The sequence below is a fragment of the Pseudomonas sp. 8_5_2 genome (genome assembly GCF_059295255.1).
This window is the reverse complement of the sequence record NZ_CM181238.1, coordinates 2141284-2167030: the sequence shown is the minus strand read 5'-3', so window position 1 is coordinate 2167030 and position 25747 is coordinate 2141284. Positions and strand designations below refer to the sequence as shown.

At 57.8% G+C, this 25747-nt stretch carries 29 protein-coding genes and 2 pseudogenes; 15 read left to right on the top strand and 16 right to left on the bottom strand.

Annotation, left to right across the window (positions count from 1 at the left end):
* Positions 1 to 82 precede the first annotated feature (82 nt).
* The 4 genes from AC5O5R_RS10035 to AC5O5R_RS10020 form a co-directional block, all read right to left on the bottom strand.
* On the bottom strand, positions 83 to 385 hold the full coding sequence (locus AC5O5R_RS10035) for a hypothetical protein (protein WP_494515249.1): 303 nt from the start codon (positions 383 to 385) through the stop codon (positions 83 to 85).
* Positions 382 to 675, bottom strand: a complete 294-nt coding sequence (locus AC5O5R_RS10030; RefSeq protein WP_494515248.1) for a hypothetical protein — start codon at positions 673 to 675, stop codon at positions 382 to 384. Before AC5O5R_RS10030 ends, AC5O5R_RS10035 begins: the two co-directional genes overlap by 4 nt.
* Before the next feature lie 73 nt (positions 676 to 748).
* Positions 749 to 973: a hypothetical protein gene (locus AC5O5R_RS10025; protein WP_064492789.1), complete on the bottom strand. Its 225-nt coding sequence runs from the start codon at positions 971 to 973 to the stop codon at positions 749 to 751.
* A 91-nt stretch (positions 974 to 1064) separates the two neighbouring features.
* Entirely contained in the window at positions 1065 to 1298 is a 234-nt protein-coding gene (locus tag AC5O5R_RS10020; RefSeq protein ID WP_064492737.1) for a PLDc N-terminal domain-containing protein, read from the bottom strand.
* Positions 1299 to 1478: 180 nt separating this feature from the next.
* Here AC5O5R_RS10020 and AC5O5R_RS10015 point away from each other — a divergent pair, with 180 nt between their 5' ends.
* The 3 genes from AC5O5R_RS10015 to AC5O5R_RS10005 are packed head-to-tail and all read left to right on the top strand — an operon-like array spanning position 1479 to position 2953.
* Positions 1479 to 1982: a CinA family protein gene (locus tag AC5O5R_RS10015; RefSeq protein WP_494515464.1), complete on the top strand. Its 504-nt coding sequence runs from the start codon at positions 1479 to 1481 to the stop codon at positions 1980 to 1982.
* A gap of 11 nt (positions 1983 to 1993) precedes the next feature.
* Positions 1994 to 2500, top strand: a complete 507-nt coding sequence (locus tag AC5O5R_RS10010; protein ID WP_494515247.1) for a hypothetical protein — start codon at positions 1994 to 1996, stop codon at positions 2498 to 2500.
* Positions 2501 to 2509: 9 nt separating this feature from the next.
* Positions 2510 to 2953, top strand: coding sequence for a DUF421 domain-containing protein (locus tag AC5O5R_RS10005; RefSeq protein ID WP_494515246.1), 444 nt, complete (start codon positions 2510 to 2512; stop codon positions 2951 to 2953).
* Here the strand turns inward: AC5O5R_RS10005 and AC5O5R_RS10000 are convergent.
* The 4 genes from AC5O5R_RS10000 to AC5O5R_RS09985 form a co-directional block, all read right to left on the bottom strand.
* A complete protein-coding gene (locus AC5O5R_RS10000) occupies positions 2937 to 4004 on the bottom strand; it encodes a zinc-binding metallopeptidase family protein (RefSeq protein WP_494515245.1) in 1068 nt (355 codons plus the stop codon). The genes AC5O5R_RS10005 and AC5O5R_RS10000 overlap by 17 nt on opposite strands.
* 68 nt (positions 4005 to 4072) lie before the next feature.
* Positions 4073 to 4369: a DUF6555 family protein gene (locus AC5O5R_RS09995; RefSeq protein ID WP_494515244.1), complete on the bottom strand. Its 297-nt coding sequence runs from the start codon at positions 4367 to 4369 to the stop codon at positions 4073 to 4075.
* Between the two features lie 168 nt (positions 4370 to 4537).
* Positions 4538 to 4762 carry a hypothetical protein gene (locus AC5O5R_RS09990; RefSeq protein WP_494515243.1) on the bottom strand — a complete coding sequence of 75 codons (225 nt, stop codon included), beginning with the start codon at positions 4760 to 4762 and terminating at the stop codon, positions 4538 to 4540.
* Positions 4763 to 4858: 96 nt separating this feature from the next.
* Positions 4859 to 5176 (bottom strand): hypothetical protein, encoded by a 318-nt coding sequence (locus AC5O5R_RS09985; RefSeq protein WP_172224467.1) that lies wholly within the window; start codon positions 5174 to 5176, stop codon positions 4859 to 4861.
* 219 nt (positions 5177 to 5395) lie between these two features.
* Between AC5O5R_RS09985 and cyoA the strand changes: the two genes are divergently transcribed.
* From cyoA to AC5O5R_RS09960, 5 genes are all read left to right on the top strand, one after another.
* Positions 5396 to 6319: a ubiquinol oxidase subunit II gene (gene cyoA, locus AC5O5R_RS09980; protein WP_494515242.1), complete on the top strand. Its 924-nt coding sequence runs from the start codon at positions 5396 to 5398 to the stop codon at positions 6317 to 6319.
* Between the two features lie 5 nt (positions 6320 to 6324).
* Positions 6325 to 8298: a cytochrome o ubiquinol oxidase subunit I gene (gene cyoB / locus AC5O5R_RS09975; protein ID WP_494515241.1), complete on the top strand. Its 1974-nt coding sequence runs from the start codon at positions 6325 to 6327 to the stop codon at positions 8296 to 8298.
* Positions 8299 to 8301: 3 nt separating this feature from the next.
* Positions 8302 to 8913 carry a cytochrome o ubiquinol oxidase subunit III gene (gene cyoC, locus AC5O5R_RS09970; protein WP_494515240.1) on the top strand — a complete coding sequence of 204 codons (612 nt, stop codon included), beginning with the start codon at positions 8302 to 8304 and terminating at the stop codon, positions 8911 to 8913.
* On the top strand, positions 8913 to 9251 hold the full coding sequence (gene cyoD / locus AC5O5R_RS09965) for a cytochrome o ubiquinol oxidase subunit IV (protein ID WP_172224476.1): 339 nt from the start codon (positions 8913 to 8915) through the stop codon (positions 9249 to 9251). The genes cyoC and cyoD overlap by 1 nt, the downstream gene beginning before the upstream one ends.
* 86 nt (positions 9252 to 9337) lie before the next feature.
* Positions 9338 to 10462 (top strand): mechanosensitive ion channel family protein, encoded by a 1125-nt coding sequence (locus AC5O5R_RS09960; RefSeq protein ID WP_494515239.1) that lies wholly within the window; start codon positions 9338 to 9340, stop codon positions 10460 to 10462.
* A gap of 45 nt (positions 10463 to 10507) precedes the next feature.
* Here the strand turns inward: AC5O5R_RS09960 and AC5O5R_RS09955 are convergent, their stop codons facing one another.
* Entirely contained in the window at positions 10508 to 10726 is a 219-nt protein-coding gene (locus tag AC5O5R_RS09955; RefSeq protein WP_494515463.1) for a hypothetical protein, read from the bottom strand.
* 188 nt (positions 10727 to 10914) lie between these two features.
* Here AC5O5R_RS09955 and AC5O5R_RS09950 point away from each other — a divergent pair, with 188 nt between their 5' ends.
* The gene (locus tag AC5O5R_RS09950; protein WP_172224482.1) at positions 10915 to 11424 is read left to right on the top strand and encodes a ferritin-like domain-containing protein; all 510 of its coding nucleotides are present in this window, start codon (positions 10915 to 10917) and stop codon (positions 11422 to 11424) included.
* Between the two features lie 39 nt (positions 11425 to 11463).
* On the opposite strand, the gene AC5O5R_RS09945 is transcribed toward AC5O5R_RS09950, so the two are convergent.
* From AC5O5R_RS09945 to AC5O5R_RS09935, 3 genes and pseudogenes are all read right to left on the bottom strand, one after another.
* Positions 11464 to 12342 (bottom strand): manganese catalase family protein, encoded by an 879-nt coding sequence (locus AC5O5R_RS09945; protein WP_172224485.1) that lies wholly within the window; start codon positions 12340 to 12342, stop codon positions 11464 to 11466.
* Positions 12343 to 12403: 61 nt separating this feature from the next.
* Positions 12404 to 12760 carry a con-10 family general stress protein gene (locus AC5O5R_RS09940; protein WP_172224488.1) on the bottom strand — a complete coding sequence of 119 codons (357 nt, stop codon included), beginning with the start codon at positions 12758 to 12760 and terminating at the stop codon, positions 12404 to 12406.
* A gap of 152 nt (positions 12761 to 12912) precedes the next feature.
* Positions 12913 to 15474: pseudogene (locus tag AC5O5R_RS09935) on the bottom strand (bifunctional diguanylate cyclase/phosphodiesterase).
* 200 nt (positions 15475 to 15674) lie between these two features.
* Between AC5O5R_RS09935 and AC5O5R_RS09930 the strand changes: the two are divergent.
* From AC5O5R_RS09930 to AC5O5R_RS09920, 3 genes are all read left to right on the top strand, one after another.
* Positions 15675 to 15818, top strand: coding sequence for a hypothetical protein (locus AC5O5R_RS09930; RefSeq protein ID WP_410927077.1), 144 nt, complete (start codon positions 15675 to 15677; stop codon positions 15816 to 15818).
* Positions 15819 to 15874: 56 nt separating this feature from the next.
* On the top strand, positions 15875 to 17206 hold the full coding sequence (locus AC5O5R_RS09925) for an SDR family oxidoreductase (protein WP_494515238.1): 1332 nt from the start codon (positions 15875 to 15877) through the stop codon (positions 17204 to 17206).
* Positions 17207 to 17267: 61 nt separating this feature from the next.
* On the top strand, positions 17268 to 18071 hold the full coding sequence (locus AC5O5R_RS09920) for an OBAP family protein (protein WP_494515237.1): 804 nt from the start codon (positions 17268 to 17270) through the stop codon (positions 18069 to 18071).
* 6 nt (positions 18072 to 18077) lie between these two features.
* Here the strand turns inward: AC5O5R_RS09920 and AC5O5R_RS09915 are convergent, their stop codons facing one another.
* The gene (locus AC5O5R_RS09915; RefSeq protein ID WP_494515236.1) at positions 18078 to 18464 is read right to left on the bottom strand and encodes an NUDIX domain-containing protein; all 387 of its coding nucleotides are present in this window, start codon (positions 18462 to 18464) and stop codon (positions 18078 to 18080) included.
* Between the two features lie 267 nt (positions 18465 to 18731).
* Between AC5O5R_RS09915 and AC5O5R_RS09910 the strand changes: the two are divergent.
* Positions 18732 to 18920, top strand: a pseudogene (locus AC5O5R_RS09910) (con-10 family general stress protein); the annotation flags it as partial.
* A gap of 307 nt (positions 18921 to 19227) precedes the next feature.
* Here the strand turns inward: AC5O5R_RS09910 and AC5O5R_RS09905 are convergent.
* Positions 19228 to 19608 carry a termination factor Rho gene (locus tag AC5O5R_RS09905; RefSeq protein WP_494515235.1) on the bottom strand — a complete coding sequence of 127 codons (381 nt, stop codon included), beginning with the start codon at positions 19606 to 19608 and terminating at the stop codon, positions 19228 to 19230.
* A gap of 288 nt (positions 19609 to 19896) precedes the next feature.
* On the opposite strand from AC5O5R_RS09905, the gene AC5O5R_RS09900 reads away from it, so the two are divergent.
* The gene (locus AC5O5R_RS09900; RefSeq protein ID WP_494515234.1) at positions 19897 to 20229 is read left to right on the top strand and encodes a hypothetical protein; all 333 of its coding nucleotides are present in this window, start codon (positions 19897 to 19899) and stop codon (positions 20227 to 20229) included.
* Between the two features lie 86 nt (positions 20230 to 20315).
* Entirely contained in the window at positions 20316 to 24419 is a 4104-nt protein-coding gene (locus tag AC5O5R_RS09895; RefSeq protein ID WP_410927080.1) for a CheR family methyltransferase, read from the top strand.
* Between the two features lie 73 nt (positions 24420 to 24492).
* Here the strand turns inward: AC5O5R_RS09895 and AC5O5R_RS09890 are convergent, their stop codons facing one another.
* Together AC5O5R_RS09890 and AC5O5R_RS09885 are read right to left on the bottom strand one after the other, a co-directional pair.
* The gene (locus tag AC5O5R_RS09890) at positions 24493 to 24786 is read right to left on the bottom strand and encodes a DUF1652 domain-containing protein (protein ID WP_410927081.1); all 294 of its coding nucleotides are present in this window, start codon (positions 24784 to 24786) and stop codon (positions 24493 to 24495) included.
* Between the two features lie 483 nt (positions 24787 to 25269).
* The gene (locus AC5O5R_RS09885; protein WP_274883511.1) at positions 25270 to 25704 is read right to left on the bottom strand and encodes a MerR family transcriptional regulator; all 435 of its coding nucleotides are present in this window, start codon (positions 25702 to 25704) and stop codon (positions 25270 to 25272) included.
* Positions 25705 to 25747 lie beyond the last annotated feature (43 nt).

The following is a 25747-nucleotide window of genomic DNA, read 5'->3' as shown; positions in this document are numbered from 1 at the left end:
AAAATACGCGGACACCATCGCCCTTAATGCTGGAGTTCGGAACGTGAGTTCGCCGGACGCTTACGTTCTGCCGACCGCCCACCTAATCCAGCGTGGGCGTCTCCTTCCCTACCCCCTTGATCAATTCGATACCCCATTCCGGCAAAGGGTCGTGGTATCCGACCAGGCCGCAGGCGTACATGTCCTCGTGCTCGTTTAGGCCGTAGAGCCGCGCCGCCTCGGCAAACTTCAGCATCTGGCACAGCTGGTCTTCGCCCACTTCCCCGCGACAGTGGGCGGCCATGGCCATCTCGGCCAGCACGGCGGCACGGCCATCTGGGTCGGTGGCCAGGGCGCATTGGTCGTTCAGCTCATCGAGCCAAGCGCGCGGTATCCCGGCCATCATTCCGCCCTGCACCACCACGACTGCGCGTACATCACGCCGTCGATCTCCTCGATGCCGTTGATGTTCATTCCGAGCTGGGCCATGCAGTTGACCCTGGCGTCGTGTAGCCGGGGTATCACGTCAGGCCCAGGGGTCGGGTTGAATACCCAGGCCTGAGTAGCGACCCGGCCCAGTGGCTCACTGTGATTGTCGCCGATGTGGATGTCTGCCCGGAGCGGCCTGATCTTCCTGAGCTGACTGGTGGGGATGGCCACGCCATTCACGCGGCGGCGAACGAGGAGGAAATACATAGGGTACCGACACTGTACAAAAATACAGTATCTTATAGGCGAAACCTGGTACGGGGAATTGCCGATCAGCAGGTCAGTGCAATGGTGGCAAATCTTTGCCACGAGCCTTGGCTATGACCCGGAACTGGTAGTCGGAGACCGCCTGGAACAGAGATTCAGCCAGCAGGCGGAGCCGTTCAACCTCCTCTGGTGGAGCGCTACAATCCTGAGCCTCGTGGTAGGCACGGAATGCGTCCACTGCCTGCTGGATCAACGGCTCGCCGGCCTCAACCATTCCTACGAAAGTACGCTTGTCCATTACCATGCCCAGGCTAGTTTCCCTGCGAATATTAGCCTCTTTCGTGAAATTTGGCTGAGACACAACGCATTGCGAAGCCGTCTGTTTGGCTTCACCCCTTACTATGTTCGGGGGATGACGGTCCCGTCCCGCGCTTGATGCCACGCGGCCCCATGATGCCCCAGATAGCCAGGCCGACGATGGGCAGTGCCAGTAGTAACAGCGCCCACAGCGCTTTGGTCGCATCGGCTTTGTCACTGCGAAAGACACTGACAATGGCCCACAGATCGACAAGTAGAATGATCACCGCCACGGCGATCCAGAAATACGTCACAGGCTCGGTCATGACCGCCTCTCCTATTCCAAATAACAGGCCACGAAAACCATGGCCTCGTATAAAAGGGAAGCCTGCGTGCCGTTCAAAGTTCAGGCAGCTTTATCCGGCTTAGATGAATGGACGCCACGCACACTGAACCAACTTTGCCCGCAACACGTCCATCGCAAAACAGCACTCGGATGGCCCACTATGTCTAAAGATCCAGTATTCGAGGCGCTTGACTACCTAAGGACCCACAATCTGGTCCTGACGACTGCCGAATCATGCACGGCTGGCGCCATGGTCTCATTGCTGGCGGCAGTACCGGGTACCGGCGAAGTACTTGAAAGCGGTTACGTCGTTTATTCGCCCAGCGCCAAAAGAAGGCTCCTAGGCGTTAGCCAACAAACCATTGAACGCTACGGGCTTACTAGCGAGGCTGTGGCCTGGGAAATGGCATTGGGTGCGTTGAAGGACAGCGACGCCACAGTTGCCATCGCCAGCACCGGTGTCGCAGGGCCGGAGCCGCAAGACGGCATTGCACCGGGCACTGTCTGCTTTGCCTGGGCCTTCGCCGGCGAGCCACTTGCCGTTTTCACCCGGACGCAGCGTTTCTTTGGTGACCGCGCAGACATCATCCGCCAGGGGGCATTGTTCGGGTTGTCACACCTGGAGCATTACCATCAACGCTGGCTGCGCGGTGAGCGCGCCTGAGGGCTAAGGCCGTGAGCGAAGACGAGCTGATCTCAAGGCATCACCCGGTCGAGGAAGACATGCCCATGCAGCGCCGTGTATGGCGCTTCGAGCGGGTTGGATGGTACTCGCTGGTGCTGATCGTGTTGCTTGCCCTGGCCGGATTGTTTGGCAATGGACCGCTCAGTGACGCCCAGGCCGTGAGTAGCGACGGCCGTGTACGGGTCGAGTATCAGCGGCTCAGCCGTACAGGCAGTACCGATAACATGCGAATCACAGTTCGCGGCACCCCCGGGAAGCCGGTCATACTGCTGCTGGGCGGAACCTTGCTGCAGGAGGCCAGTATCGAGACCCTGCAGCCCGAGCCGCTGGTGTCGCGGTCTCATGGCGAGGCACTGCTGCTGGAACTTGGCACCAGCGAAGACGGTGTGGCCACCCTCTACCTGACGCTGCGCAGCGACTATGTCGGCACCCTTGAAGGCAGTGTCAGGGCAGGCCCGAGCAGCGCGGTACATTTCACTACCTTCCTGTACCCCTAGGAGCGTGACATGGACTCCATCCTTCGTGCGGCAGGCATGTACATTGTCCTGATGTTGCTGTTTCGTGTGGCTGGCAGGCGCTCGTTGGCCGACCTGACCACGTTCGACTTCGTGCTGTTGTTGATCATTGGCGAAGCGACTCAGCAGGCGTTGCTGGGTGAGGACTTTTCCTTTACCAATGCTGTTCTGGTGATTGCCACGCTGATTGTGCTGGATGTAGGTCTGTCGTTGGCCAAGTTGAATTCCAGACCTTTGGCACGTCTGCTCGACGGCCATGCAACGCTGGTGGTCGAACAGGGACGCTTTCTTCACCAACGCATGCGCCGAGCACGGCTGACCGAGGACGATATCCTCGAATCTGCACGCGACAGCCAAGGCATCGAAACCGTCGAGCAAATCAAATTCGCCATCGTCGAGCGCAATGGCAAGATCTCGATCATACCTCAGGAATGATCTGCTCTGGTTGCAGCAGGTATTCCAGCAGGCTGCTTGCACAGGCGTTAATGCCTTCCTGCACCACCATCTCGAAACCATGGGTGTTTTCTGTGGGTATGGCGATGCAGCCGGCTCGGGCGTCCGTACCGGTACTGAGCACTGCGCTTGCATCGGACGCAAAATCAACCAGCAGTGCGACTTGGGGGGTGTAACCAGCCCGGTGCGTGGCCGCGATCAGGACCTGTACCACTTGGCGGGAGTAATAGCCCTTCTGGTCACCCGTGTTGATGATCGGGTCGGCAGACAGCCTGGTTCCGTACTCCTCCAGCACCGGACCGACCTCGACGGCAATGGTGGTATCGCCCGGCAGCCTGGACGCCGCATACATAGCGCCCGCGTTGGATTCTTCCTCCAACGTCGTCAATACGAACCACACATCCTGGCGCAATTCGCTGCGCCTTAGCTGTAGCTGATGAGCACAATGGATCACCGCAGCCAAGGGCGCGCGATCGTCAAGAAAATGCGCCGCAATGCTGTCGTGGACCTTGAACGGTTGCCGCCAATGGCGGCTCAGCACCACCCGCGTACCTGGCCGTACGCCGACTGCCTCCAACGCCTTCTTGGGTTTGCGCGTGACCACATGGAGGTCAGACCACTGCGCCGCTCCAGCCAGCACGTCACGCCCGCTGGCGGTCTGCCCACTGCTGTGCATCGACCCGAAAGACAGGACGCCGGGAAGCATCTGTCGATCACCCAGGATGTCCACAGGGCAGACACCAAAGCTGATTGGCTGCGCGCCGCCGAGTGCCAGCACTTCGAGCGTGCCGTCCGGCCTGACGTTCTTTACGATCATGGCAATTTCGTCCAGGTGAGCCATGACCTTGATCGACGCGTCGGGCTTGGCATCGCCAGCGGCGCGGATCACCCCGAGCAGGTTGCCGGCGTTGTCGGTATGCACATCGTCGCAGTACGCCCCAAGCGCATCGCGACATACCGCCCGCACTTCATCTTCTTGGCCGCCTGGGCCGCGGGCCAGTAACAAGGCTTCTAGCAGCGGCATGATTTCCATGGGGCTACCTCTGTCTTTTGAAATAGCCAGGGCGACGACCCTGGCCTTGCCTGCCAGCAAGCAACGCCTCAGGCGCTGCTTGTGCCGCTGTTCGAGAATTTCTTGACATCGATAGGCAGCGGGACAAATTCGGGGCCTTGCCCTGATGGCCTCCAACGTACATTGGCAATGCCGTACCGCTCCGCCATGGGCCGGCTGACCTTCTTTATCTTGTGCTGGCCGAACCTGGGAATGATGCCTACCCCCGCATCGCAGCTCGCCCAGTGCCAGGCTTCAGCGTTGTCCATACGCTCAAGCCGGATGATGAAGGTGCGGAATTCTCCATGTAGCTCATATTCAATGACATACATTTGCGGTCCTGCCATGGGACTCTCCTCCATTGCTCAGGCTAATGGAGCGGGCGAAAGCAAAAAAAATTCAGAAATTTAGACTGACTGGTCATTGCGCGTTTAGCGTTGCAATCGCGAAGGCACTACGCCTTCGCGGAGCTCGCCATGAAACCGGGCTAGACACCCGGTCGCATGTTGTGGCGATCAAGACTGTTTCTTTTCGTCGACCTCAGCCAGACGCTGATTGATGTGCTGGGTCTGCTGCTCCTGTTCCTTGATCGAGGTAGGCGTTATGGCTTTGTCCACCGCCTCGGTTTCCGGCTCCGGCTGTTTGAGCACCGGGCCTGATAGCTGTTCGCCACGTTGCGCCTGTTCAGAAGCAAGCGGCTGCGGGACCTTGTCGCCTGTGTTGTCATCGGTGCGCTTCATGGGGATTTCCTCGTACTGTTGAAGTCATTTCAGAAGAACCCGAAGGCGGGCAAAAAGTTTGTTCCGTTTGCCTCAACGGCCAACAGGCCCGACGCGTCAGCGGGTTGGCCAACGCCGCGCCGTAGGCCGTAATGACGACGTATTCATCTTGCCCTCTACCGCAACCCGTCTGGCATAACCAACCCCCCATACCAGTGCGCGACTCACGGTTTCGCCGGCACGTTGCGAGTATGCCCGCTCGCAAATCAGTGAACCGTCTGCGCGATAGACACCGATGAACAATTGCGTGGCACCTGTGCGTGACAACCGTGCCTGCACCTCCAGGCAGGTGCCGTTATCAAGGGCTTCTTCGTGGGTCTGATGGTGCAGGATCGGGTCATACCATTGTCGGTAGGTCTCGCCTCTTTTTTTCATTTGTCTGCCCTCGCCGATGGTGTAGCCGGTAGATCGTTCTCACCGCTCATCAGTCGAAAACAATCAACAACGTCAGACAGCCGGCTTGGTTGTACAAAACCTTCTTTTTGTACAACCGCCATTCGTCGTCAATACATGAATTCCAGACAACCTTCCTGCCGTGTTCATTCTTCTAACTGAACAAGCCAAAACATTCGGCAACAATTACGGGACAAGGACATGGCAAAGGGATTCACGAAGGGCGCCCGGCTGCTCGGGTTGATGCTGCTGGGGTTCGTCACGCTGCAGTTGGCGGGCTGCGACATGGTGTTGTTCAACCCAAAAGGCCAGGTGGGGTCGGAACAACGCAACCTGATCATCCTGGCCACGCTGCTGATGCTGATCGTGGTGGTCCCGGTGATGATCATGGCGTTGGTCTTCTCGGTGCACTACCGGTCCTCCAACGAAAAGGCCCGCTACACCCCGGAGTGGAGCCATTCTCGGGTCATCGAAGCGGTGGTGTGGGGTGTGCCCCTGGTCATCATCATCGTGCTCGGTATCGTGACCTGGCGTTCTACCCATGCCCTAGACCCTTATCGACCACTCGAATCCGACAGGCCCCCGGTCAAAGTGCAGGTGATCGCCACCGATTGGAAGTGGCTATTCGTCTACCCCGAGCTGGGCATCGCCTCCGTCAATGAACTGGCAATGCCCGTTGATACGCCCGTGGACTTTCGCGTGACCGCCGATGGCGCCATTACTTCGTTCTTCATCCCCGCGCTGGGCGGCCAGATCTACGCCATGGCCGGCATGCAGACCCAGCTGCACCTGATCGCCAATCACCCAGGCACCTACACCGGAATCGCCGCCAACTACAACGGCCCGGGGTTTTCCGACATGCACTTCAAGGCGCTGGCGCTCGACCAGGCTGGCTTCGATGCCTGGGTCGCCAAGGTACGCAGCTCAGAACGTCAGCTCGACCCGGACGGCTATGCCCGGCTGGCCAAACCGAGCGTCGCCCACCCGGTGGAGCATTACGCTGCGGTCACCCCTCAGCTGTTCCAGTCACTCATCGACAAGTACCAGGGCGTCAACCGTTCTCGCGAGGTCGAGCGGCGTTTGAGCGACCCGCAAGGTGAAACGCCGCAAGGCAGCAAGGAGTAACGCACATGTTCGGAAAATTGAGCTGGGACGCCATCCCCCTCGACGAGCCCATCATCATGTACACCCTCGCCGTGGTCGGTCTGATCGGCATTGGCGGGGTCGGGGCCATCACCTACAAGCGCAAATGGACGTACCTTTGGACGGAGTGGTTCACCTCGGTCGATCACAAACGCATCGGTGTGATGTATATCGTTGTCGCCCTGGTGATGTTGCTGCGCGGTTTCGCCGACGCGTTGATGATGCGCACGCAGCAAGCGATGGCATCGGATGGCTCACCCGGCTATCTGCCGCCGGAACACTACGACCAGATTTTCACCGCCCATGGCGTGATCATGATTTTTTTCATGGCCATGCCGTTCGTGGTCGGCCTGATGAACATCGTGGTGCCGCTGCAGATCGGCGCGCGTGACGTGGCTTATCCGTTCCTCAACGCAGTGAGCTTCTGGCTGTTCGTCTCGGGCGCCTTGCTGGTGAATATCTCGCTGGGCATTGGTGAGTTCGCCCGCACCGGCTGGGTCGCCTACCCGCCGCTGTCGGGCATCGGTTACAGCCCTGGGGTGGGGGTCGATTATTACATCTGGTCACTGCAAATATCCGGCATAGGCACGTTGCTGACGGGGCTGAACTTCTTCGTCACTGTTCTCAAAATGCGCACGACCGGCATGACACTGTTTCGCATGCCGGTATTCACCTGGACGGTGCTGTGCACGTCGATCCTGATTCTGGCAGCCTTTCCGATCCTTACCGCCACCTTGTTCATGCTTAGCCTGGACCGCTACTTGGGCATGCATTTCTTTACCAACGAGATGGGCGGCAACCCGATGATGTACATCAACCTCATCTGGGCCTGGGGTCACCCGGAGGTTTACATTCTGATTCTGCCGGCCTTCGGCATCTTCTCGGAAGTGGCGTCGACGTTTTCACGCAAGCGCCTGTTCGGCTACCACTCACTGGTGTGGGCGACCATCGTGATCACCGTGCTGTCGTTCATCGTCTGGGTGCACCACTTCTTCACCATGGGCGCAGGGCCCAACGTGAACGCCTTCTTCGGCATCATGACCATGATCATTGCCGTGCCCACCGGGGTAAAAATCTTCACTTGGCTATTTACCATGTACCGCGGTCGAGTACGTTTTGAAACGCCGATGCTGTGGACCGTAGGTTTCATCGTCACCTTCAGCATTGGCGGTATGACCGGTGTACTGCTGGCCGTGCCGGGCGCGGACTTCTTGCTGCACAACAGCCTGTTTCTGATTGCGCATTTCCATAACGTAATTATTGGGGGAGCAGTATTCGGTTACCTCTGCGGCCTCACCTACTGGTTCCCCAAGGCTTTTGGTTTCAAGCTCTATGACCCGTTGGGCCGCGCCGCGTTCTGGTGCTGGCTGGCAGGCTTCTACTTTGCCTTCATGCCCTCCTACTTCCTCGGCTTCATGGGCATGACCCGGCGCCTGAACCACTTCAACGTGCCGGAATGGCGCCCCTTCCTGTTACTGGAAATGGTTGGTGTGCTGATCATTCTCTGTGGCGTGGCCTGCCAAGTCATGCAACTGGTCGTGAGCATTCGCAAGCGCCACGAAAACCGCGACCACACCGGTGACCCGTGGGACGGACGCACACTGGAATGGGCTACCGCGTCGCCGCCGCCGTTCTACAACTTCGCCGAGCAGCCGGTGGTCCACGGTATCGACGCGTACTGGGGAATGAAGGAGCGTGGCGTCAAGACACTGATCGAGGCGGATTTCCGCAAGATTCACATGCCCTGCAACACCAGCCTGGGCGTGGTGATCGGCGTGCTCAGCACCGTCCTGGGCTTCGCCTTGGTGTGGCACATCTGGTGGCTGGTGATTACCAGCCTGCTTGCCACAGTCGCAGCCTTGGTCGTACGTAGCTACGACCAGCATACCGAGTACTACGTCACGGCCGAGGAAGTCGAGCGCGTAGAAACCGAACGGCGCCAACTGATGGCGGAGGCCTGAACCATGTCGCATATCGTTCTGAATGAGTCTGCCCATCAGCAGGAGCAAGGGTATGAAGATGCCGGCTCTCTGAGCCTGTTCGGCTTCTGGATTTACCTGATGACCGACTGCATTTTGTTCGCCACGTTGTTCGCCACTTATACCGTCCTGGGCCAGGCGGTGGCCGGTGGGCCCAGCGCAGCGGACATCTTCGAACTGCCCTACGTGCTTGCAGAAACCTTTCTCTTGCTGTTCAGCAGCATTACGTATGGCTACGCCATGCTGGCCAACCATCGCAAAGACAAGCGTCGAGTGCTGCAGTGGCTGGGCATTACCTTTGTGCTAGGCCTGGGGTTCATCGCCATGGAGATCAACGAGTTCCATCACTTGATCGCCGAAGGCTACGGCCCGCAACGCAGTGCATTCCTCACCGGGTTCTTCACGCTGGTCGGCACCCATGGCCTGCATGTGCTGGTTGGCTTGGTGTGGATGGCCCTGCTGATGATTCAAGTGCAACAGCGCGGCCTGTGCTGCGTCAACTCCACACGGCTTAGTTGCCTCAGCCTGTTCTGGCACTTTCTCGACATCGTGTGGGTATGCGTCTTTACCGTCGTCTACCTGTTCGGGGTGATCTGATGAGCAGCGAAAGCCAGGTTCACAGCAGCGCCGGGGCCAGCCAATCCAGCCACAAGACTTACAACATCGGCTTCGTGCTGGCCGCATTGTTGACGCTGATTCCGTTCGCTCTGGCCCTGTATCCCAGCCTCCCGCGCAGTATCACCTTCTTGCTGATATTGACCTGCGCAGTGATCCAGATCCTCGTGCACATGGTGTTCTTCCTGCACCTGACTACCGCACGCGAGCAACGCTGGAGCTTGGTAGCACTGGTGTTTACGGCCGTGATCATCGTACTGCTGGTGGGGCTCTCGCTGTGGATCATGTACTACGTGCATTACAACATGCTGGGTTTGTGAAATCCGATCGACATGCGGCGCCTCATTGACGTCCAAGCACAGTGACCTGCTTATCAATCCAGGGCAACCAAGGAGGCTAACCGCCAATGAATGATCGACTCATTGCATTGTTCACCGACACCACCGTATTCGGTATCTCCATTCTCAATGTGCTTGTAGCACTGTGCGTGGCACTGCTCACGTTTCTGGTGGCCCGCGCTGCCATCAGTTTTCTGTTGCGCCGGGTCCGGCGCTGGTCCGAGCACGATGGCGCGTTGAGCCAGGTACTGGCCAAAGTAATGTCAGGTACCAGCAACTTTTTGCTGTTCCTCGCCTCGTTGCTGGTGGGCCTGAGTATGCTCGACCTGCCAGAACGCTGGCTGACTCGGGTCAGCAGCCTGTGGTTCGTGGTTGCCGCATTGCAGATCGGCCTGTGGGCCAACCGCGCCATTGGCCTGGGGTTGAGCCGCTATTTCGCCCGCCACAATGCTACCGGCCTGAACCAAGGCAGTGCCTTGGCCACCCTTTCGGCCTGGGGCGCGCGGGTGCTGCTATGGTCCATGGTGCTTCTGGCAATGCTGTCGAACCTGGGGGTGAACATCACCGCTTTTGTCGCCAGTCTGGGCGTGGGCGGCATCGCGGTAGCCTTGGCCGTGCAAAACATCCTCGGCGATCTGTTCGCCTCGCTGTCGATTGCGGTGGACAAGCCCTTCGAGGTCGGCGACTTCATCGTCATCGGGCCGCTGGCTGGCACCGTCGAGCACGTTGGCCTCAAGACCACGCGCATCCGTAGCCTCGGTGGCGAGCAGATCGTGATGGCCAACGCCAGCATGATCAGCAGCACGATCCAGAACTACAAGCGCCTGCAAGAACGGCGGATCGTGTTTGAATTCGGCCTCTCTTATGACACGCCTACCGAGGCGGTGAAAAAAGCGCCGGCCATCGTCGAAGAAGCCATCAAAGACCAACAGCAGGTACGCTTCGACCGCGCACATCTGCGCGGCTTCGGCAAGGAAGCGCTGGAGTTCGAATGTGTCTATATCGTCAAGGACCCAGGCTACAACCTGTACATGGATATTCAGCAGGCCATCAATTTTCGGCTCCTGGAGCGCTTCTCCACGATAGGGGCCAAATTCGCCGTGCCGGTACGCGCAATCAAAGTCACCGCCTTGCCAGAGGAGGCCAACCGGCTGGGGCAAGGCCGTGAGGGGCGAGGCCTCAGAGGCGCTTGAACAAGGGCATGAAGGGCATCTCGCCCCCCTTGCCCACGGCCTGACTCAAGGCTGTTGATAATGGCCGGGCGAAGTGCCCGGTTCATGATCGTGCTCCTGCCGCTGCACTTGTACGTCCGTGAAAGAGGACGCTTCGTTGCGGTGCAAACCTTGCAGGTACTCGCGGGCAGCCTCGCGGCTAAGGTCTTCTTCGTCACTGCGGAACTCGCAAGTGCCGGGCTGGTTGTCGAAGATGTAGCTGATCAAATACAAATACTTGGCCATCGCTGGGTTCTCCGAGGCTTGCAGACGGGGACGACTCATTGGGTTGATCCAGGCTTGAGCGTTGGCGTTCAGCAGGGCTGACGACTGGCTCTAGCTTGATGCTTTGGGTGCCATCTGTCGTTTCAATCGATCGTTACAGCACTGGCGTTTTCCCAACTGTACCCATTACTGGAAGCGAGGTACTTGAAATGGCAACGGTACAAGACAATCTGCTGGACTGGCTGCGCGACGCACATGCCATGGAGCAACAGGCCGAGAGCATGCTCAAGGGCCAGGCCGAACGTCTCGAACATTACCCCGAGCTCAAGGGGCGTATCGTTCAGCACATCGAAGAAACCCAAGGGCAACAACGCCTGCTGCTCGGGTGCATCGAGCGATTGGGGGGTAGCACTTCCACGCTCAAGGACCTTGCCGGCAAGCTCATGGCGTTCGGCCAGGCTGTCGGTGGCATGGTCATGAGCGATGAAGTGGTCAAGGGCGCCATGTCTGGCTATGTATTCGAAAACATGGAGATCGCGTCGTACACGGTATTGATAGAGGCGGCCGAAGCGGCCGGTGACACCGCCACCGCGCAAGCCTGCAGGTCCATACTCAAGGAAGAAGAAGCGATGGCTCAGTGGCTCAAGGACCACCTTCCGGAAATTACCCGTGCGTTCCTGGCCCGGTCTGCCAACCCGGACACCGAGGCTAAACGCTAGAATGAGGCCCGCAGCGGACACCCTCCGCTGCGGGTATTTTCAGGCCGGCTGGTCGCCGTTGACCTTGCCCAGTTCAGCGCCGGTCAAGGGTTGTGCTTCGGGATTGGACTGAGTTCTGACTTTCATGGCATCGGCAGCCGCAGCCGAAGCCTGGTCAAGCTGCACACTTGCCATGCCATCGCCGCCATCCACGGCAGGTTCGGGCTGGTCGACGTAATTCCAATCCGGTCCCTCGTTCCACGACCCCCGCATTTCTGCCCCATGAGACATATTGAAGTAGGTGCGGTTGAAGGCCGGATCACCGGGCAGCTTGCCCTGCGGGAAGTTCGGTTGAATCGAGTGCAGGGCCTTTTCGAACGACATCTGGTGGGCGATTTCCCTGCTCATCAAAAAGCCGAGGGCATCCTTGATACCGGGGTCATCGGTGACATTGATCAGTCGCTCGTAAACGATCTTCGCCCTGGCCTCGGCGGCAATGTTTGAACGCAGGTCGGCAGTAGGTTCGCCGATGGTGTCTATGTAGGCGGCCGTCCAGGGGATGCCGCCAGAGTTCACCAGGGCCGCACCACCGCCATACAGCAAGCTGGTGATATGCGAGTCGTTGCCGGCGCCGGTCAGCGAGCGATACAGCTCACCTTCCGCTTCAGCCCCCTCGGCCAGGCGCCCCTTGGCCCCCTTGTTGAGCATGACCACGATCGAGCCAATAATCTCCAAGTGGCTCAACTCTTCCGTGGCAATGTCGAACAGCATGTCCTTGCGCCCTGGGTCGTCCTCCGTCACCGCCTGAGTAAAGTAGCGCATGGCCGCAGCCAGTTCGCCCTGCGGGCCACCGAATTGTTCCAGCAGCAGGTTGGCCAGCCCAGAGTTGGGCTCGGCGACCCGCACGGTATATTGCAATCGCTTGTTGTGCATGAACATTGGCAAAATCCTCATCAGCTCGCCGGGGCGGCCAGAGCCGCCCCGGTCGATTCAACGTTGATCAGCGATTGTCATCGCTCTTGCGCCCGCCGCCATGGCTGTGCTGGCCGCCTTTGCGGCCTGCTTCCGAGGCTTTTTCCGGGTCGTTGGCAAAATTGCCACCGGAGGCCTGGCCACCTTTCTGGCCTGCTTCGGATGCACGCTCAGGGTCGTTCTTGAAGTTGCCGCCTGATGCTTGACCACCTTTGTGACCCGCTTCGGATGCACGTTCAGGATCGTTCTTGAAATTGCCGCCCGACATCTGGCCACCTTTATGACCTGCTTCGGATGCTTTTTCCCGGTCATTGGCAAAGTTGCCTGGGTTAGTGTTGGCGTTGCCGCCCTGGTTGCTACGGTCGTTGTCTTGGTTGTTAGCCATGATCTTTCACCTCATGTCGTTAACACAGGATGTTCTGTGTTCACTAATGACCTGCAGCAATGGCTTGTAGGTGAAAGAAATTTTGCGATCCCTGACGAAACGCTCGAAGGTATTGAGCACAAAATATTCGGGCAAGATAAGCCGTAGCTTTATTAATCGGTGGGCATTTCAGCGCTCGGCTGTCGAGTAAGCATGAGCCGTATCAGGGCGTCGTTGTCGACCGGTTTGCTGAGCAGGAAACCTTGTACTTCATGGCACTGATCATCGCTGAGCAGGGCCAGTTGCTCGGCAGTTTCAACGCCCTCGGCGGTTACCGTCATGCCCATGGCATTGCCCAGATTGATGATGGCCTGAACCACGCTGCGGTCACTCACGCTCTTACCTAAGGATTGAACGAAACGTTTGTCGATCTTGATGCTGTCGAACGGGTAAGTTCGCAGATAGCCCAGCGAAGAGTAACCGGTGCCGAAGTCATCCATGTTCAGCCGAACGCCCAGCTCCTTCAGCGCGTTCATGGTCTGCAAGGCCCCCTCGACGTCATTGAGCATCACGTTTTCGGTGATCTCCAGTTCCAGGCGGTGGGCAGGCAACCCTGTCTGGCGCAGCGCCTCGGCGACATCACGTACCACTCACTACGGCTGAACTGCGCGGGTGACATGTTGACCGAGACCATGATTGCCACTGGCCAGGCCTTGACCTTGGCGCAAGCGTCGTGGATCACCCAGTTGCCCAACTGCACGATCAGGTCGGATTCCTCGGCCAACGCAATAAAGCGATCAGGGCGTAACAAACCTTGACGCGGATGCTGCCAACGCACCAGCGCTTCTACCGAGGCGACCGTTGTGCCATCGACCTTGTAGCGCGGCTGGAAATGCAATACGAGCTCATCACGGCCAATGCCTTCGCGCAATTCGCGTTAAAGCACGCGCTTTTCCAGCAGCGCCTCGTTCATCTGCGCAGAGAAATAACGCCAGGTGTGTTTGCCAGCAGACTTGGCGCTGTACAGCGCAATGTCTGCGTATCGGATCAGGTCACTGGGGGTGCCCGGGTACTCCGCTGAGAGTGCCACACCCAGGCTGACCCCGACCTGCACGGAATGGCCCTCAGCCAACATGGGTTGTTGCAACGACTCCACGACGCGAGCACAAAAGCGGTCCATGTCGACGCGCTGCCCGGGGCGCGAGAGCACGATGATGAATTCGTCGCCCCCCAAACGTGCTACCAAGTCAGTGTCGCGCGTTATCTCACCCAGGCGCCTCGCCACTTCGATCAGCACAGCGTCACCGGCCGGGTGGCCCAAGCTGTCATTGATGGGCTTGAAATTGTCGAGGTCCAGCAAGATCAGCGCGATGGCTTGGGGCACAGCGCCTTGCCCCGCTTGTTCCAGGAATCGAAAGAGCTTATTGCGGTTTGGCAACCCCGAGGGCGTCGTGAAGCGACAGGTGTTGTATCTGTGCATGGGCGGCAACCTCGTCGGTGATATCGCTGCTGGTGCCACGAAACCCTTTGCAGACACCACGATCGAAACTTGCCCGTGCCGCAATGCGGCAAATACGCTGCTGCCTCAGGTGATCATGATACTGGCAGCGCAAGCTGCCCGTAGCGTGGCTGGCAGCCAGGCCGTGCAGCCAGTTTTCAAGCTGCGCGGTGTCGCAATCGAGCAGCTCGGTAATCGGTCGATGCAGCCAAGCGTCTGCCTTGTGCTCGGTGAGTTCAGCGAACCGCGCCGACAGATAGCTCAGGTGCAAGTCGGCATCGGTTTCCCAGATCCAGTCGGATGACGCTTCGGCCACAGCCCGAAACCGCTCCTCGCTGGTCTCGAGCGCCGCTTTGGACGCCGCGAGTTGTTCATGGCTGCGGTCCATGCCCGTGCTGGCGCGGATGGCATAACGGGCAAACAGCGTCATCAATAAGCCAATGAGCACTCCCGCCAAGGCCAGCGCAGGCACCACGGTGGACACCAGCTCACTGCCCGGGCGTTCGCTGTGCCACGTCAGCGTATGACCACTGCCTTCAAGCGCCAGCCTACCCTTCGCCCCGTCGGCGGCCATGCGATCCGAGACGGCAAAGCCAGACAGGCCAGCAGCACGGCCCAAGGGCTCGAGCAGGCTGGCATCGAGACGCCGGACAAATACCAGTACCGCACTGGGCGCCGGTAGATGATGTGGCATCGAGGGCGGCTGGATGACCGCAGCCGTATACAGTGCCGGCTGCCCACCAAACTGGAAATAGCCTGAAGTGGCTTGTTGCTTGGCAGCAACCTGCCGCGCCTGGCTGAGGATCAGGTCAGCCTCGGGGCTGTAGTGGGCGAATGATGCATCGCTCAATTGGCCATCGACCATGGCGTAGCGGCTGCCGTCATCATCGAGTACGAACACGCCCACATAACCGTCAGCGGTAAACAGCGTGGGGCCAACGTTATCTTCATCAAAAGCCCACTGCACATCGACCTCGCGGCCTAGATGGTCAAATGCAGACTGCCAGATGGCGTGGGTAAGGACATAGCTTCGCTCATTTTTTTGTAGCTGGGCCATTGCAGACTCAGCATGAAAACGGCTTTGCGCCATTTCGCGTTGATCAAGTGACCCGGCAATCCGGTAGAGAGACACCAAGCCGACAATCAGTACCACCATCAACAGGCCGGTAAACACGACGATCAATTGTCGGACCACGTGGCTACGCGTCGATAGATCTTTATCAGAAATCGGGTCCATTCAGTCACCATCTGCAGGGATTCTTTCCATTGACAGACCGATCAAGAAGAACGATCGGTAAAAATGACAACCGGTGGCCTACGCATTGCACAGGCCAACCCCGGAGTTCGGCAATCGTTGAATTGCCAAACAATCAGATGGAACAGCCAGAGCATAACGGCTGCCTAATGGAAGGCAAACCAACTGCATAGGAGCCCCCCATGGCAGCCCCCGACGAACACGACCCGTATGTCGATGATGTCCCTCAGAACCCAGGTGAACCCGCGCCCAAGCCCGCCCCTGGTCAACAGGCTCCCGATTGGCCTGACGATCAGGTGCCACCCGAAGAGCAGTCCGATGGCTGATGCGCCTGGGCAATGCCCACGCCATAACCCATTGAAACCAGGCAGAGGTGTCAGCCATGATCGATAAAGCAACGGGTATGAAGCCAGGGGAACGCTATCGCGTCGAGAACGTTGAACGTGCGCATCAATTTGCAGGCTTTTTTCTGGACGGTAAGTATTATCTGGGGCCCGAGCTGCTGACCGCCGTTGGCTGGCTCGATGGGCAGCGGTTCATCTATGACAGCCTGGATGCCGAGGGCGAACCGGTTTTCCCCGATCGGGTTGCCGGTCACATTGAAAACCTCACGTTGAAGTTGGTCGACGGGACGTCACTCGAACTGTCGCGAATCGAGGCTGATGTGTCTGCTTCCAGTGTGGACGATGAATTGCCAGAGGCTGATCAAGCCTTGAGCGAGCCAAACGGCAAAACGTTCACTGGACCACTGCGTGGCAAGGTAGTGGTTATCACCGGTGCATCCAGTGGCATTGGCCGCGCTACAGCGCATGCGTTTGCCTGCAAAGGGGCACGCCTGGTCCTCGCTGCACGCGATGAGAACGCCCTGTTCGAAGTGCTCGATGAATGCACCGAGTGCGGTACCGATGCCGTTGCGGTGACCACCGACGTTACCCAAAGCGCGGATATGCAGGCGTTGGCAGCGCGCGCCGCCGAATTCGGCAAAGGCCGCATCGATATATGGATCAACAATGCAGGTGTGGGGGCCGTGGGGCGTTTCGACCAAACACCCCTTGAAGCCCATGAGCAAGTGATTCAGACCGATCTGATCGGCTACTTGCGCGGCGCCTATGTGGCCCTGCCTTACTTCAAGTCGCAGCGAAGCGGCATCTTGATCAATACCTTGTCGCTGGGAAGCTGGGTCGCTCAACCTTATGCGGCTGCTTATTCCGCCAGCAAGTTTGGCTTGCGTGGCCTGACCGAAGCCCTGCGCGGCGAGCTCGCCGAGTTTGCAGATATTCATGTCTGCGATATCTACCCCGCCGTGATGGATACCCCAGGGTTTCGTGACGGTGGCAACTACACCGGGCATGCACTCAAGCCGCCAGGGCCAATCTATGACCCCGAGCGCGTAGCCAAGGCGATGGTGAACTGTGCGATCACACCGAGGGCATCCACGACAGTGGGGAGCGCAGCCCGCGTAGCACATCTGGCCAGCTACATCGTTCCAGGGCTTGGCCATCTGGCAGGCTGGCTGGCCCGTCTCGGATTGAGCCGCAGCCCCGCCGCCGATGTTTCATCGGGCAACCTGTTCGCCCCGCCAAGCGGCGAGCGCCAGGTACATGGCGGATGGCGCGAAGGCCAGCAAAAAGCCCCCGTATTAATGGGTATTGCCGTGTCGTTGCTGGTGGGCGCCTGCGCCTACGCGCTGCTGCGCAACCGCACTGAACGATAACGCCCATTGACCATCGCGCGTCTCGGCCCGGCGAGACGCGCATTGCCCTGGAAAACGCCCCATGCACGCAATCCAAACCTTCCGCGCTGTCCTTCCTGTTGCCTGCAGCCTGTTTGTCTGGGGCTGCGGCAGTGTTGCCACGCAGTCTCCCGTAGAGGCACCTGGAAGGCCGGAAACCGCTGGCACCCAGCTGCTTGAAGCAGGCGCTGCAGTGCTTCAGACCAAGCCCCCGATCGATGCCCTCAATGCCTACCTCAACGGGTTTCATTTCTATAATGGCCAGCCAGACGCACAAATGGAGGCTCATCATTACTGCGCTGTCCTCAACGAGGATGTCATTCAATGCGTGATCTACGATGGCACAACCAAAGACGCGAAGATCATGGGCGTAGAGTACATCATCGATGCCAGCCTGTTCGCCAAACTGCCTGCCGCTGAAAAGGCCATGTGGCACAGCCACGGGTATGAAGTGTCATCCGGGCAGTTGAGCGCACCCAACATCCCTGCAAGCGCCGAACACGCGTTGATGACCCGGCTGGCCCATACGTATGGCAAGACGTGGCATACATGGCATACCGATCAGGACAAGCGCCTGCCCTTGGGTGTGCCGCAATTGATGATGGGGTTCACCGCAGATGGGCAGGCCGACCCAGCCATGGTTCGGCAACGCAATCAGCGATTGCAGCTGGATACTCGCAAGCGCAAGGTCCAACGTGCGGATATACCGATCCCCCCTGTCGACCCCGCAGCCAACGGTTGGGAGCATGGCACAATCATTCAGCTCACTGACCCGACCGGCCAGCATGTGCATAGCCCTGCCGCGTCCCCGACGCCAAACGATGCCAACAGCCGCTCAAGTCCTTGAGCCGTGTCAGGCGATCAGTGCCGGTAGCTCTCGTGCCAGCAGTGCGGCAGCAGCGGGCTTGAGCAGAGACGGTGCCAGTTTGTCGCGCTGCACCCACTTACACGCCACGATCTCGTTTTGCGGCACGGGGTGGTCTCGCTCATCGATCTGCATCGTGAAGATGTGATGAACAATATCGCCCGCACGAAGGGTACACAGCGGTACCAGGTGCTCTCGGCAAATGCCTGTTTCCTCTTGGAGTTCGCGAATGGCCGCATTCAACGGGGCCTCGTGCGGCTTGACGCCGCCCCCTGGAAAATTCCATTTGCGCGATTTGCGGCGCACCAGCAATACCCTGGCCCCGCGAAAGCACAGCACGGTTGCTCTTGACCTGAGCTTGCCTGGCTTGGACATGCCCGCCTCCTTTCACCATTCTCATATGACGATGGACTGGTTCCTCACCGCGGAGGTTCAAGCCAATAGCGTGTTGACGTTGCCTAATACATTGATGCCAAAGCATTTGAGCACAACACATTGCCGACTTTATCTTTAGTGCAACTCATCGGTAAATGTCCACATCACCCGAGACAATTGCGCCGCGCCTACCGTCCTAGTTGAACACAGACTTTCCTGTGCGCTGACATGAGGTGAAAGATCATGGCTAACAATCAAAGTAACCGTGGCAATCAAGGCGGCACTGCTCAAAACAACCCAGGCAATTTCGCAAATGATCGGGAGAAGGCGTCCGAGGCCGGGCGCAAAGGGGGGAAAGCTTCAGGCGGCAATTTCGCCAATGACCGTGAACGTGCATCCGAAGCCGGCCGCGTTGGCGGCCAGCACAGCCACGGTGGTGGTCGCAAGAGTGAATGACCTCGCGTGACCGAGGCCAGGTCAGCATGCTGACCTAGCTTCACGCTGGCATGGCTGATCAGCTCGGGTCGTTGGCGCGGGCTGATCAGTGCCCTCTCTCATCGACGCGCTGGAGCCTTGTAATTAAATAGGCACGTTCTTCTTTCCTGCGCTGCTAGATCGCAAGCTGTCACGGGACGCTTGGACCGGGCAAATGGAAGGCCCCGCGCAACAACCCGTTCAAGCAGGCAATTTACTGCATGCTTTCACCACGGTGAGCGAACGGCGCCCGTCATGCAAACTCCTTGCAGCAACCCATGCTGGCGATTCAGCCGTGTTTTTGCAGCGCCTCTATCAATTGCGCCTTGGACATGCTCGAGCGCCCCTTGATGTTTTTGCTGCGGGCTTCCTTCATCAGGCTTTCCTTGGTCTGGGTTTGCAGCGAAGATCCCGAGGTGCGTGCGTGGCCCTCTCGGGTTTTAGCTGCGCGCCTGGCCGAATCGGAGCGCGCTGTTTTCTTCTCGCTCGCCGGCGTCTGCTTGCCCGAACCGCCCTTTTTCTCTCCGCCACCGGACTGTTTGTTGACAGTGGCCCAAGCGCGGGACTCTGCTTCATCTTTGGAAAAGCCTTTGTACTCATAGCTTTCTTCGATGTGTTCAGCTTTGCGTTTTTGCTTCTCGGTGTATTTGTCTTTGTCTCCACGGGGCATGACCGTCACTCCTGAAAGGCTCTGGGTGAACGGTTGAACACCTGCCCTTCGGCAGAGTGCCGAAAAATGGATAAACGGCTGCAGCAGGTACCTGATCCGTCAGCATCCGATTCGAGGGATATTCCGTCGCCTGTCGCTCACTTGCATGCTCAAGCCATAGGCGGCTTATCGGTTGAAAAAATCGATGCATTAAGCGCTCACACGTTGCAGATTTTCGAACACATTCGATAGCACCCACTGATGCGTACCCAGTCACAAGTTAAAGGGTATTCTGTGGAGAACGCCGCGATGCAGTCTGATGAAGCGAATGAACTGAAACGATGCCGAGCCCTTGCTCTTGAACAGAATCAACGGCTGCTCGGCGAGGCGCATCGACGCCTCAAGCAAGCGGAGCAAATTTTGACTCACCCCCAATTGGATGCGGAGCAGTTCGAACGCTATAAACGACTGAAAGCTTCAGCGCTGCGCTGCTATGCAGATGCATTAGAACACCTCGCTGTTATCGACAGGGACTTCCCTGAGCCCCCGGCCAGCAACGACGTTGCGCACACCCTGGCGCCGGCATCGGCCGCCACGAAAGACGAGCATTATCACCCGCGTACGCTCGCGTTCACCGACTGAACAAGGGCCTTCCTTACATGCCTGTTTTGTTGCGCGTCGGGCTGAACTAGACTGGCCGCTTTTGTCCTTCCGATGAGAATCCTGCTATGAGCGCTGACGATAACAAAACCGCATTACCGCAGCGCAAAGAGATAGTGCCGAGCGAGCTGCCATTTCCGGTGGTTGGCATCGGTGCGTCGGCGGGGGGCATTCAGGCGCTCAAAAAATTTCTCGAGAACATGCCAGCCGATAACGGTATGGCATTCGTGGTGGTGCTACATCTCTCGCCCGATCACGAAAGCGTCATCGACAGAATTCTCGCCTCAAGCACCAAAATGCCCGTTCAACAGGTGACCGGGCGTTGCGAGATCAAGCCTAATCACGTGTACGTGTTGTCGCCTGCCAGGCAATTGGCGATGAACGATGGCTACCTGCACGCCAATGTTGCAACCCGGCCTCAGGGGACTCATGTCGCCATCGATTTGTTCTTTCGAGACCTGGCAGACGTTCACAAGCACCGCGCATTTTGCCTGGTGCTATCGGGAACCGGTTCGGACGGCGCGGTGGGTTTGTCGCGAATCAAAGAGCAAGGCGGCGTGACGCTTGTGCAGAACCCGGAGGATGCGGAATTTGATGGCATGCCACGGGCTGCAATCGAAACGCAGTTGGTGGATGTCATATTGCCAGTTGCCGAGATGCCGCAAAAACTGCTCGATCTGTGGCGCAACGCTCAAACGATTCGACTCCCCGCCTCCAATGCCTTCCAGCCTTGCGACGCCGTCGCGGTTTCCCCCGAATATGACGATGAATACCTGCTGGGGCAAATACTCGCTGTGCTGCGTAACCGTACCGGGCATGATTTCAAACACTACAAGCGCGCGACAGTGCTGAGGCGACTCGAGCGTCGCCTGCAGGTGACGACCCAAGCTGACCTGGCCGCCTACCTCACCTACATTGAAACCCATGCCGAAGAAGCCAAGGCGCTATTAGGTGACATGTTGATTGGCGTCACCAATTTCTTCCGCGATCGTGAAGCGTTTGAAGCGTTGGAACGAAGCGTTCTCGGCGAAATTTTCGCACGAAAGCCTCAGAACCCTTCCCAGCGAGAAGAGATTCGCATCTGGTCGGCAGGTTGTTCGAGCGGTGAAGAAGCCTATAGCCTCGCGATCTTGGCAATGGAGCATCAGTCGCTGGAAAACAGCGAGCGCAAAATTCAGCTGTTCGCCACCGATGTGGATGAGCGCGCCATTGCCAAAGGCCGCGCCGGGCAGTTCTCCGAAGCCATTTTGACCGACGTCCCACCTACCCGTTTACGCCACTACTTCGTCAAGGAAGGATCGCACTACCGGATCAACAAGGAAGTGCGCGATGTCGTATTGTTTGCCAAGCACAACATCCTGGCGGATCCGCCGTTCTCGCAAATCGACTTGATTGTCTGCCGCAACTTGATGATTTACCTCGACCGCGAAGTTCAACGCGAAATCCTTCAAATGTTCCATTTCGCGCTTCGCACCGGTGGCTACCTGTTTCTGGGCTCATCCGAGTCCGCCGATGTGTGTCCTGAACTGTTTGTCGCCATTGATAAGCGCAATCGTATTTATCGCGCGAAGCTCAGCAGTACGGAACGGCGTTCGCCTACCATTCCACGTGCAGGCTATGTACGCAGCGGCATCGATGAGTCAGTGCCAGTGGTGCCCAAGCGTGCCGGGAAAATTTCCTTTGCCGATATCCATCGGCGCGCCCTGGAAAGCATCCAGCCGCCCAGCCTGGTGGTCGACGGCAATTTGGATATTCTGCACTTGGACAACGGGGTGGGGCGCTTTCTGCGTTATGTCGCCGGTGAAGTTAACCGTAATCTGGTCAATTTGATCGACCCTGCGCTGCGTCTGGAGTTACGCACAACGCTTTACCAGGCCCAGCAAAGCGGTAAGCGCGCGAGCTCGCGCGTGGCGACACTCGGCGACGAACGTGTACGCGTGCTCATTGAGCCATACCGCGACGAAGCCACCGATCATGACGTGTTCCTGGTCGTCTTTCAGGTTGGCCCGCCGTCTTCGCCTGAGCGGCAAGAGGCACCGTCGAGCGCGGACAACCCTGCCTTGGCCGTGCTGGAAAAGGAACTGCATCAAACCAAACTTCAGCTTCAGGAGACCATTGAACAGTCGGAAGTCTCGAGTGAGGAACTCAAAGCCTCGAACGAGGAAGCCCAAGCCATCAACGAAGAGCTGCGCTCAGCTACGGAGGAATTGGAAACCAGTAAGGAAGAGCTGCAGTCGATCAATGAAGAACTCTTAACCGTCAACTACGAGCTGAAGACCAAAGTCGAAGAAACCGACAAAGTCAACGACTACCTTAGCAATTTGATAGCGTCCACCGACATCGCGACCATCTTTGTCGATAAAAGTATGCGCATTCGTTGGTTCACGCCTCGTACTACCGATATTTTCAACATGTTGACCAGCGACACGGGCCGCTCCTTGCTAGACATTACCCACCGGCTGGATTATCCGCAGCTTACCGACGATGCGGCGGCTGTATTTGAAACGTTGAATATCATCGAACGCGAAGTCCCCAGTAACAACCAACGCTGGTATATCGCCCGCTTGCTGCCGTACCGGTCAAACGAAAACCTGATCAATGGGACGGTCCTGACGTTCATCGATATTACCAAGCGCCGCGCCGCTGAAGAAAGCCTGCGGCTGGGGCAGGAACGCATGCGCTTGGTAGCGGAAAGCACTCACGATTTCGCCATCATTGTCATGGACGAACACGGCATGATCAGCGACTGGAACACGGGCGCAGAGATGATTTTTGGTTATGTCAAAGAGGAAGTTATCGGCAAATACTTTGAGCTGATCTTTTGCGCCGAAGACCGCGCCAGCGGCGTACCGGCAGAGGAGCTGCGCAAGGCCCACCTGGAGGGCCGCTGCCTAGACGAGCGTTGGCATGTGCGTAAAGGGGGCGAACGCTTCTACTGCAGTGGCGAAGTCGCCACTTTGACAAGCGACTCACTCAGCGGTTATGTAAAAATTGCCCGCGACCTCACTGGGCACAAGCGCATGCAAGAGCAGCAAAGCCGTATCCTCAAAGAAACCCAGACCAACAGTCACATGAAGGACGAATTTTTCGCTGTGATGTCTCATGAGCTGAAGCACCCGTTAAACTTGATACAGCTCAATGCTGAAATCTTGCGACGCGTACCGGCAGTTCGGGCAGCGGAGCGCGCCAGCAAGGCCGTGGACACCATCAGTGATGCGGTTGCCAGCCAAGCGCGTATCATTGACGACTTGCTGGACGTCGCCCGTATTCGCACAGGCAAACTGAAACTCAAAAAGCAGCCGGTTGAAATCACGGCCATCCTGGAAGAAATCTTTGCCGTCGCCTCCAGCGAATGTCCTGAAGGCCACATCACGCTCGAGATCGAGCCTGAGGCCAGGGGTGACTGCTGGGTGAACGGCGATGTCACGCGCCTTGAACAAGTGATTTGGAATCTACTCAACAATGCCCTGAAGTTCAGCGCAGCGCATCCCGTCATCCAGATTATTGTCAAGCAAGTGAACGACACGGTGAAACTGCAGTTTGTCGATAACGGGGTCGGGCTGACGAAACAGGATCTGGATCGTGTATTCAACCTGTTCAGTCAAGCCACGCATCAGCATTCCACGCACAAGCGGGAAGGCCTTGGCATTGGCTTGTCTTTGGTTCGTCAGCTGGTTGAAGCCCATGGTGGAAGCGTTGCGGCCTCTTCCGCAGGTATCGGCCTTGGCTGTACCTTCACCGTCACTTTGCCGCTTTGTGCTCAGTCATCGGTCAATGGGCCTTCCCAGGATCCGGTGCAAGCTGCGCGGTTGCATGGCATCAAGATTTTGCTCGTCGACGACTCGACCGAAATATTGGACGTCATGCAACAGTTACTTGAAATGGAAGAAGCTGTGGTGACGGCATTTCATGATCCCTTGCAAGTGGTCGAGCACGCCAAAGTTACCCACTACGATGTCATTATCTCGGACATTGGCATGCCGGGTATGGATGGACATCAACTGGTTGGTGAACTGCGCAAGATCAACCATTTGCAGAAGACGCCTGCCATCGCTCTTTCGGGCTATGGTGACAAGGTATCCTCTACTCTATCCGGATTTGATCAGCACCTGACCAAGCCTGTGCAGTATGAGGTACTGATAGAAACTATCGAAGGATTACGCATTTCGTAAATTCATATGTTATTCCACTGAGGCTCAGCCGTGAGCACCGCCGAACCGCAACGTACTCTATCGCCAGGGCGGCCTACGGGTCGCGCCGTGGCCCCACTTCTACAGAAACAGCTACGTGCACCACGTCTACTGCCGTCAGTCCTGCGAGTTGAATCCGTGCATCTGCAATCAAACCGGCAATTTCACGGGCGGAATTAAGGACCTGTGAATCAACCGCCTGCAGCACAACACTTTTTTTGGGGTCGCGATAGCTCGTAAGGCTCAAGCTCAGGAGGTCTCCAGCTAACGTGCACCTGCAGACATCTGGTAGAAACGCGCGCTCTATCAGCTGGAGAATTTCTAGATTAGATAGCCCGTAAAGGTCCATGATCATTCCCTCAGGCGTTTTAATTTTGAGGTTAAACTCCTATGCCTGTTCAAAAATTCTGCCCTGCTGCGAGACCTTACCGGGAGCGTTTTTCTTCAATGATCATGTCCTTTATCCGTTCGGAGGCAGATGGTATCTGCACGTAAACTTGGGAAGCGGGCGAGGCTCAGGAGTGCCTGCAGCTAAACAAGTGGTCTCGGTAGGGATGGCAGTTACCTGCCACCCCCCGCACAGATCCGTACGTGCGGAACTACCGCATACGGCTCCTGCCTCGGGTATGTGGCGCGAAGCGATCCTCAGGGTACGGATGTGCATTTCTGGGTCTAGGTATGTAGAGGTCGGCAAGACGTCCGTAGGTAAGCGTCTGCCGAACACATCTTGCACCAGCCCGTTTGGTGTAGACGGACGCTCGAAACACCCTGTCGAGACTATCGCGCTATTCGGTTTCGACGGCAGCTTGCTCCCCCTATGCTCTTGACTCGTCTAGGAGCAGCAACCAGAGCGAGCCCCAGCAACGGGTTCGAACAGTGACTCAACAATCGTACAGTCTGGAGTGTTCGAGCCTAGGCATGTTGACTCACACGTGCCTGTCATTGAGAGCAGCTCTATCCGGATCTGCTGGAGCTTAGCTACCTTAGATTCCACTTCTGCCAAGTGCTTCTTGACCACTGACAACGCATCAGCACACGGACGATCAGCATCTGCCGCGAGCGCAATGAGTTCGCGGATATCGTCGAGTGGAAAGCCCAGTTCACGATTCTGCCTGATGAAGATGAGTCGTGACCGATGCTTTTCGGTATAGATTCGATGCCGCCCTGTCGACCGTAGGGCCGGAGGGAGAAGGCCTATTTTCTCGTAGTAGCGAATCGTTTCAATGTGGCAACCCGTTGATTTCGACAGTGCTCCGATTCCTGACATCCAAACTCCCCAAGCATTTTCTTGAACCTGTAGTAGCTACAGA

Excerpts from the sequence above, each read along its gene's own strand:
- AC5O5R_RS09890 (WP_410927081.1), bottom strand. The coding sequence starts at position 24,786 with ATGGACCTTTACGGGCTATCTAATCTAGAAATTCTCCAGCTGATAGAG.
- AC5O5R_RS10035 (WP_494515249.1), bottom strand. The coding sequence starts at position 385 with ATGATGGCCGGGATACCGCGCGCTTGGCTCGATGAGCTGAACGACCAA.
- cyoB (WP_494515241.1), top strand. The coding sequence starts at position 6,325 with ATGTTCGGAAAATTGAGCTGGGACGCCATCCCCCTCGACGAGCCCATC.
- AC5O5R_RS09955 (WP_494515463.1), bottom strand. The coding sequence starts at position 10,726 with ATGGCCAAGTATTTGTATTTGATCAGCTACATCTTCGACAACCAGCCC.
- cyoD (WP_172224476.1), top strand. The coding sequence starts at position 8,913 with ATGAGCAGCGAAAGCCAGGTTCACAGCAGCGCCGGGGCCAGCCAATCC.
- AC5O5R_RS09995 (WP_494515244.1), bottom strand. The coding sequence starts at position 4,369 with ATGGCAGGACCGCAAATGTATGTCATTGAATATGAGCTACATGGAGAA.
- AC5O5R_RS10015 (WP_494515464.1), top strand. The coding sequence starts at position 1,479 with ATGTCTAAAGATCCAGTATTCGAGGCGCTTGACTACCTAAGGACCCAC.
- AC5O5R_RS09925 (WP_494515238.1), top strand. The coding sequence starts at position 15,875 with ATGATCGATAAAGCAACGGGTATGAAGCCAGGGGAACGCTATCGCGTC.
- cyoA (WP_494515242.1), top strand. The coding sequence starts at position 5,396 with ATGGCAAAGGGATTCACGAAGGGCGCCCGGCTGCTCGGGTTGATGCTG.
- AC5O5R_RS09940 (WP_172224488.1), bottom strand. The coding sequence starts at position 12,760 with ATGGCTAACAACCAAGACAACGACCGTAGCAACCAGGGCGGCAACGCC.
- AC5O5R_RS10025 (WP_064492789.1), bottom strand. The coding sequence starts at position 973 with ATGGACAAGCGTACTTTCGTAGGAATGGTTGAGGCCGGCGAGCCGTTG.
- AC5O5R_RS10020 (WP_064492737.1), bottom strand. The coding sequence starts at position 1,298 with ATGACCGAGCCTGTGACGTATTTCTGGATCGCCGTGGCGGTGATCATT.
- AC5O5R_RS10000 (WP_494515245.1), bottom strand. The coding sequence starts at position 4,004 with ATGGAAATCATGCCGCTGCTAGAAGCCTTGTTACTGGCCCGCGGCCCA.
- AC5O5R_RS09960 (WP_494515239.1), top strand. The coding sequence starts at position 9,338 with ATGAATGATCGACTCATTGCATTGTTCACCGACACCACCGTATTCGGT.
- AC5O5R_RS09900 (WP_494515234.1), top strand. The coding sequence starts at position 19,897 with ATGCAGTCTGATGAAGCGAATGAACTGAAACGATGCCGAGCCCTTGCT.
- AC5O5R_RS09920 (WP_494515237.1), top strand. The coding sequence starts at position 17,268 with ATGCACGCAATCCAAACCTTCCGCGCTGTCCTTCCTGTTGCCTGCAGC.
- AC5O5R_RS09990 (WP_494515243.1), bottom strand. The coding sequence starts at position 4,762 with ATGAAGCGCACCGATGACAACACAGGCGACAAGGTCCCGCAGCCGCTT.
- AC5O5R_RS09895 (WP_410927080.1), top strand. The coding sequence starts at position 20,316 with ATGAGCGCTGACGATAACAAAACCGCATTACCGCAGCGCAAAGAGATA.
- AC5O5R_RS09985 (WP_172224467.1), bottom strand. The coding sequence starts at position 5,176 with ATGAAAAAAAGAGGCGAGACCTACCGACAATGGTATGACCCGATCCTG.
- AC5O5R_RS09905 (WP_494515235.1), bottom strand. The coding sequence starts at position 19,608 with ATGCCCCGTGGAGACAAAGACAAATACACCGAGAAGCAAAAACGCAAA.
- AC5O5R_RS10005 (WP_494515246.1), top strand. The coding sequence starts at position 2,510 with ATGGACTCCATCCTTCGTGCGGCAGGCATGTACATTGTCCTGATGTTG.
- AC5O5R_RS09930 (WP_410927077.1), top strand. The coding sequence starts at position 15,675 with ATGGCAGCCCCCGACGAACACGACCCGTATGTCGATGATGTCCCTCAG.
- cyoC (WP_494515240.1), top strand. The coding sequence starts at position 8,302 with ATGTCGCATATCGTTCTGAATGAGTCTGCCCATCAGCAGGAGCAAGGG.
- AC5O5R_RS09915 (WP_494515236.1), bottom strand. The coding sequence starts at position 18,464 with ATGTCCAAGCCAGGCAAGCTCAGGTCAAGAGCAACCGTGCTGTGCTTT.
- AC5O5R_RS09885 (WP_274883511.1), bottom strand. The coding sequence starts at position 25,704 with ATGTCAGGAATCGGAGCACTGTCGAAATCAACGGGTTGCCACATTGAA.
- AC5O5R_RS09950 (WP_172224482.1), top strand. The coding sequence starts at position 10,915 with ATGGCAACGGTACAAGACAATCTGCTGGACTGGCTGCGCGACGCACAT.
- AC5O5R_RS10030 (WP_494515248.1), bottom strand. The coding sequence starts at position 675 with ATGTATTTCCTCCTCGTTCGCCGCCGCGTGAATGGCGTGGCCATCCCC.
- AC5O5R_RS09945 (WP_172224485.1), bottom strand. The coding sequence starts at position 12,342 with ATGTTCATGCACAACAAGCGATTGCAATATACCGTGCGGGTCGCCGAG.